This window comes from Halalkalicoccus tibetensis (genome assembly GCF_037996645.1).
Lineage (GTDB): Archaea > Halobacteriota > Halobacteria > Halobacteriales > Halalkalicoccaceae > Halalkalicoccus > Halalkalicoccus tibetensis.
Genome location: NZ_JBBMXV010000005.1, coordinates 92,127 through 98,126, shown reverse-complemented (window position 1 = coordinate 98,126; position 6,000 = coordinate 92,127). Strand labels below are relative to the sequence as shown.

Sequence of the window (6,000 nt, the reverse complement as noted above, 5' to 3'; positions counted from 1 at the left end):
TCAACCACCACAGAAGACCCTCCAACACTCCAGGAAGGGCTTACACAGTTCCTCGAGGCCAAAGCCAAAGGCGACGACTCAGGCAACTACCGGCGCAACGCGAAGCGCGTGATAACGCGCTGGATCAACTGGCTTGAGCAACGGGACATCGAGAGCTTCGAACAGCTCGATGAAACCGTTCTCGCTCACTACGCCGAACACCTTCGTCGACGTGTCGCCGCAAACGAAGCCGAAGCAACGGATGGAGGAATAGCTCGCTCAACTGCCTGGACCTATTATAACACGATCTCTGCCTTCCTCAGGTGGGCTTCTAAATGGGGCTATCTCCAAGAGAACTACGCACGATCCGGGCTCGCTCAGGAGTCGATGCCTGACCGATCCACAACACAACAGTCCCAACAGCAGTTCTGGACCCCAGATCAACGAGAGCAGATTCTCAATTACGTCAACAAACGAGCTCATGATGCTATCGACGAGAAAGGTCTCGACGCCGAGATAGAAGCACGCGATCGAGCCCTCGTCGCTGTACTGGCGTTTACCGGCGTTCGTGGCTCTGAGATATTCCGTTCCGAACACGACAACCGCACCGGTCGTCAGGGCATTCGCTGGCGTGACGTCGACCTCGAGGAGCAGACGATCTCTGTACTTGGAAAGAACCAGCAACGCCAGTCAGCGTGGCTTCTCGAGCAGGCGATTCCCGCGGTCGAACGCTATCGGACGATCAGCGATCCACCATCGGATGACTGACCCGTTTTTCCGACGAGACACGCACCATCACTTTACGAGTGCGCTCGCACCCGTCTTCGCGAAGTAGAGAATGAGGATGAAGAGTCGATAGAAGCGATTCTCGAGGAGAATTCAATCGAGGAGGTGCTGCGGGAATACCAGATCACGCCACCCGCGATCACGACAACGGGTGCCCGAAGCGTGATGAAACGACTCTGTGAGGCCGCAGAGCTCAATATACCGACTCCACCGGAGGGTCCCGGCTATCTCCAACTCCATGGTGCTCGCCGTGGGATTGACGATACGTTCTATCGAATGGATCGTGGGACTACGCAGGACTTAATGCGCCATCAGAGTCTCGAAACAACCAAAGACCACTATTCACATATCAATGCGACTGAGGGGGCCAAACGCGCGAGTGAGATGCTAGATCAGAGTGAAGACTAGTTATCTCGGCCGAAAGCGCCTGGTAGCTGTGTTCTCTACAGGAATTAGGCCAATGCCTGGGGTCAACCCCGAGGTAGTTCACAAAACTCCCGTTACTCCGTACTAGGTGAGTACCCCATTTCTATGAGTTCGTTGAGGACGTCCTCTTGGTTCTGTAGTGCAGCCCGGTATACTGCTTCACGAACATCGAATTTGGGGACATCCCGCCCGAAGGCAGTTTCAACGTCCGTAAGGAGTTGGCGCTCGCCCTCGATCACGTCATCGTGAACAAAAAAAGTCAGCCGCTCGTCTCGTTCAAACTGCACTGACTTATCCTGAATTGCTCGCCGAACGATGTAGGGCTGTTTCTGTTCCACCGGTCCTAGATCTCTATCCTCACCATGCGAAGGAGATTCAGCTGACGGAGGTCTCGTTTCGTTCAGCTGGTCTTCAGTAGCCGACGTGGGTTCAGACTCAGACTCAGATTCGGAAGTCGTTGTCTCCTTTTCGTCCTCGTCGGCTGGTTCATCACCCCATAGATCGTCACCCGAGCCCGATTTCAGGCCAGTCATACTTGGACCTCCTTGGTTCCACGTTCGTGATCTAGACGACCTGGTTCAGGAGGATTTGGTGCATCGACGTTTCCTTGCGCTTCGAGATGACGAGCGAGTTGATCGAACTGAGCCAATGTCTCAAGTTCATAGTCACGCTGGCGATCGCGATGGGTATCGATATAGGTAAAGGCGCTGCATTTCTTGCGCCAGCACCCTTCTAACAGGGAGGTTCGATCACGGAAGATCACTGGGACATCAAAGCCCTGTGACTGGATCTCCTCGATAATTGCATCTTGATCTCGAGTCCCTTTCACTCGATTCGGGACTGCGGCGAGGACGCCAATGTTGATCTCTAACTGTTCTTCGAGGTTCGTAACTAAGTCGTCCAAGCCACTGACCGACGCTTGGCCCTTCCCAGACGGCTCAAGTGGGAGAACTAGGTTCCGAGTGGCATCTAAGGCATTGTATAGTTGTGGACCCGAGCTCGCCGGTGGATCAACAATCAAGACGTCATACTGCTGGTGAACGTTTGCTTCCCGTAGCACTCGCTGTAGCTGTGTCCACATCGGGAATGATTCACCGAAGTCGCTTCGTGCCTCCTGCTCTTTTCGGAGCGCCTCACCAAGATCCTCGAGTCGATTGTGTTCTGGAATGATATCGACACCGTGCTCAACGGTCTGTATCAAATCCAGGAAATCCCCCTTCTCACGGTTGACGAGATGATGAACCAGTGTATCAGTCTCACTATCTGCCCGGTCCTGATCTACGTCGAATAGATAGCTCAAATCACCATCTTGTGGATCTAAGGGGATCACGAGAACGTCTAATCCTGCTCGGGCGTGTGCGACGGCTAGGTTCGCGCTAAGTGTTGTCTTCCCTACGCCCCCGGCTTCGCTGTATACTGCATATGAGAGCATTGAGCAAATCAGAGAGCGCTTGAACCATAAGCTTTCGTCAGACAATGCAAATCAAGCCAACATGTGATAGTAACGTTTGCACCATTCGTTTGAAGCAAGTGTTTGTAACAAGCGTTTGTAGTAATATCGTGGAATCACGAACATTCTACTTTGCTATTTGGAGGATAGAAGGCTTAAGACAGACAATTATAGCGGGTATGGCGTTTGCAATGGCCATTTGAAATAGGCGTTTGTAACGTATGGTTGTAGCAGCCCTTTCAAATTCTACGCGACCTATTCAACAGCCGCCTTTTCGTGCACAGCTGTGGATGTCTAGATCACAACCTTGTGCAACTAGAGTCATCTTCTCTGGTCATTGTTGCACAAGGCGATAATCAATAGTATCCAGTGTGCGCCAATTATTTGGTGGTAGAGTCTGTAGTAAGAGACAATGACTTGGACGGATCAACCCGCTGCTGATCGTGTCCAGTGGGTCGCAGAATCGCTGAGCGAACCCCAGACCGCACATTGGGTCGCTGACGAGGCGGAGGTCTCACCAGCAACTGCCAGAAAATATCTCGAGAAGCTTGCTGATGAGCGTCAACTGAGACGGCTTGAGAATGGAGAACGGACGCTCTACTCGCCAGATCATGTTACACAGTATCTCGAAGAGGTACGAGAAGTCTATGAGGCTCACTCTGTAGATGAGTTAGCGCAGTCTCTCAATGAAATTCGCACCCAAATAGAGTCCTGGGAGGCAGCGTACGACGTTTCAACTCCAAATGCGCTCCGTGCTACGATCACTACTGTTGATCAAGCAGAAGCTGAACGGCGCCGTGATATCGCAATCGAATGGGACCACGTCGAAACGCGTCTCGATATCATTGAAGATGCTCTGAAGCTCTATGATCGATTTCCAGATGATCGACAAGTAGTAGCATAGCTATAGTATATGCCTCCAGGTCCTAACTATCACGGGAACATCTATTCATCTCTCAAAGATGTACTCCAACGAGTTCCTCAAATAGACAGTAACCGAGTTTACTATCGCCCTTCGAGTGCTGACAAGCGCTATCTAGAGGCCTACGTACGTCCTGACCGGCTTGATTCACCGATCGGGTCTGAGGACCCGACAATCACGGTCAAGTGGACACAACACCCATCTCCGGATGAATTTCGGATTGACTACGCCGATCCAAATATCCAGTTCCACTGTGGCTGGCATCAGGATGATGATCATCCAGAATATGGAGAGATGCATTTCCAGTATGATCATCCGGGGCTCGATAAGCCAGTGTACCAGGCGGCCACTGTTGAGGCTACTACGCCGCCTCGAATCCTATGGGACGTACTCGATCAACTCTTTGTCGAAATCATTCCGTCAGTTGCAGCACCCCTATACCGGTAACTGACCCTATTTGCGTATCTCAAGACTAGAGGATCATCAGTTCGAGAGAGCTTCCTGCAGACATATTGAAGCGAATGAACATTGATCAGTGAGCCGATTTTCACGACATAGAGAATGTGAAGGGGAGGCTCGAGTGTATTGGACAACGATTCTCGGAGGCCAAAAAGCGAGAGAGGTCCGCTGGATGGATAATCGACGGAGCCAGGAATCCCAACACTCACACAGCGGTTTTCCTGAGTTATCCACACGAAGGGGAGGTGAAGAGAGAGCGAGAACCACCTCACACAGCAGTTTTCTTGAGTTGACTACGAGAGACAACTTCTCATTTCATCTCGAGTGTACGGTACTACTACTAGCTATTATAGTTCTAGTGGTAGTAGTAGTAGTTGCTGGTATCAGCGAAGAGAGAAACCACTAGACAGCACGGTATCTGACAGCAGGTTTCCCGAATAACCTGTTCTCATTCTGTCTCTTGCTTATATACTAAGCTGGTTCACGCTACCAGAGAGAATTGAGCCGTAACTCAGGAAAACCGCTGTGTGAGGGTGGGGGATTCTATGGAACTCCGGAAACCCATGAAACTCAGGAAAGACTATTGTGGTGGAGTACGTCACCTCTTCTCATCGTGGACGACGTTAACTCGATCTTTGCTGATGATGTGGAACTCATCAAGAATGCCGAGGTACTGGAAGAGGATTACACACCGGAACAGATCCTTTGCCGAGACGATGTTCTCCAGCAGTACACCAGCGTTTTCAAGCCGATATACAAGGGCCGCCCTCCACAGAATGCATTCCTGTACGGTGACACTGGAGTCGGGAAAACAGCTGCCACAAAGTACCTCCGAGAAAACCTTGAGCGAGATATTGAGCGTAAGAACGAACAACTTGCTGAAGATGAGCAGATCACCCTCAATGTTGTCTGGATCAACTGTGAGAACTTCACCACAGGCGATCACAAAACATCCTCCTACCAAGTTGCAGTCGGTATCGTGAATCGACTTCGTGACAAAGGTAATCGGATTACTGGCACCGGTTACGCCCCTCAGGACGTCTACGATATCATGTATGAAGAGCTCGATAGCTTAACAGGGACTGTTCTTGTGATTTTAGACGAAGTTGATAAAATCGGAAACGATGACACACTTCTCTATGAGCTCCCCCGATCTCGTGATATTGGCTATGTCGATGACGTACGTGTCGGTGTTATTGGTATCAGTAACGACTATACATTCCGAAAGAACCTCTCTCCTAAAGTGAAGGACAGTCTTTGTGAGACCGAAATCAAGTTCCCAGCCTACAACGCCCAGGAACTTCTAGACATTCTTCATGCTCGTGCTGAGTTGGCACTCTACGATGAGGCGTACAACTATGAAACGATCTCTCTTTGTGCAGCACTTGCGTACCAGGAAGCTTCGGGAAGTGCTCGACGAGCGATTCGCCTCCTTCGACGCTCCGCGGAAATCGCCGAGGAGAACGGATCCGAACAGATTGAGGAAGCTCACATTCGCCAGGGCGACAAGGACCTAGAATATGGCAATATCGTCGAATCGATCGTTGATCAAGATGATGAGAAGCTGTATATCCTCAAGGCCCTCGCCCATCTCGAACAGGCGGGCCTTACACCAGCTCGTACTCGCACGATTCATACTGCATATGCTCGAGTCGTCCACACTTACGATACTACAGGCAAGGATCCTCTTACCCAACGTGGTATGTTCAATCATCTTTCTAAACTCGTGATGTTTGGGTTTGTGAATACTATTGACCACAACAAGGGCGTTGGTGGTGGTCAGTGGAATGAACATGAGTTTAGCGACGATGTTGATCCAGATAAAGTAGAGGACGCTTTTGCTGACCGCAATCTTGAATGGCTGGACATCGACGTTCGCGGGATCGACAATTAACTCAGGAAAACCGCTGTTAGAGGCCATAGATAGTGATTCCCACTCAAAGGTAGCAGTTTCTACCAGGGGGATGGCTGACAATCG

5 protein-coding genes are annotated in these 6,000 nt (G+C 50.7%); 3 read left to right on the top strand and 2 right to left on the bottom strand.

From position 1 onward, the window contains the following. The coding region (locus WOA58_RS16455) for a tyrosine-type recombinase/integrase (protein ID WP_340605370.1) at nt 1-747 on the top strand (747 nt) is incomplete at its 5' end. A gap of 518 nt (nt 748-1,265) precedes the next feature. Here the strand turns inward: WOA58_RS16455 and WOA58_RS16450 are convergent. Both WOA58_RS16450 and WOA58_RS16445 read right to left on the bottom strand, forming a co-directional pair. Further along, nucleotides 1,266-1,724 (bottom strand): hypothetical protein, encoded by a 459-nt coding sequence (locus tag WOA58_RS16450; RefSeq protein ID WP_340605369.1) that lies wholly within the window; start codon nt 1,722-1,724, stop codon nt 1,266-1,268. After that, on the bottom strand, nt 1,721-2,623 hold the full coding sequence (locus WOA58_RS16445) for a ParA family protein (protein WP_340605368.1): 903 nt from the start codon (nt 2,621-2,623) through the stop codon (nt 1,721-1,723). The genes WOA58_RS16450 and WOA58_RS16445 overlap by 4 nt, the downstream gene beginning before the upstream one ends. A 430-nt stretch (nt 2,624-3,053) precedes the next feature. On the opposite strand from WOA58_RS16445, the gene WOA58_RS16440 reads away from it, so the two are divergent. Both WOA58_RS16440 and WOA58_RS16435 read left to right on the top strand, forming a co-directional pair. Beyond that, nucleotides 3,054-3,545 carry a DUF7342 family protein gene (locus WOA58_RS16440; RefSeq protein ID WP_340605367.1) on the top strand — a complete coding sequence of 164 codons (492 nt, stop codon included), beginning with the start codon at nt 3,054-3,056 and terminating at the stop codon, nt 3,543-3,545. Nucleotides 3,546-4,635: 1,090 nt separating this feature from the next. Continuing rightward, on the top strand, nt 4,636-5,916 hold the full coding sequence (locus WOA58_RS16435) for a Cdc6/Cdc18 family protein (RefSeq protein WP_340605366.1): 1,281 nt from the start codon (nt 4,636-4,638) through the stop codon (nt 5,914-5,916). The last annotated feature ends 84 nt before the right edge of the window (nt 5,917-6,000 follow it).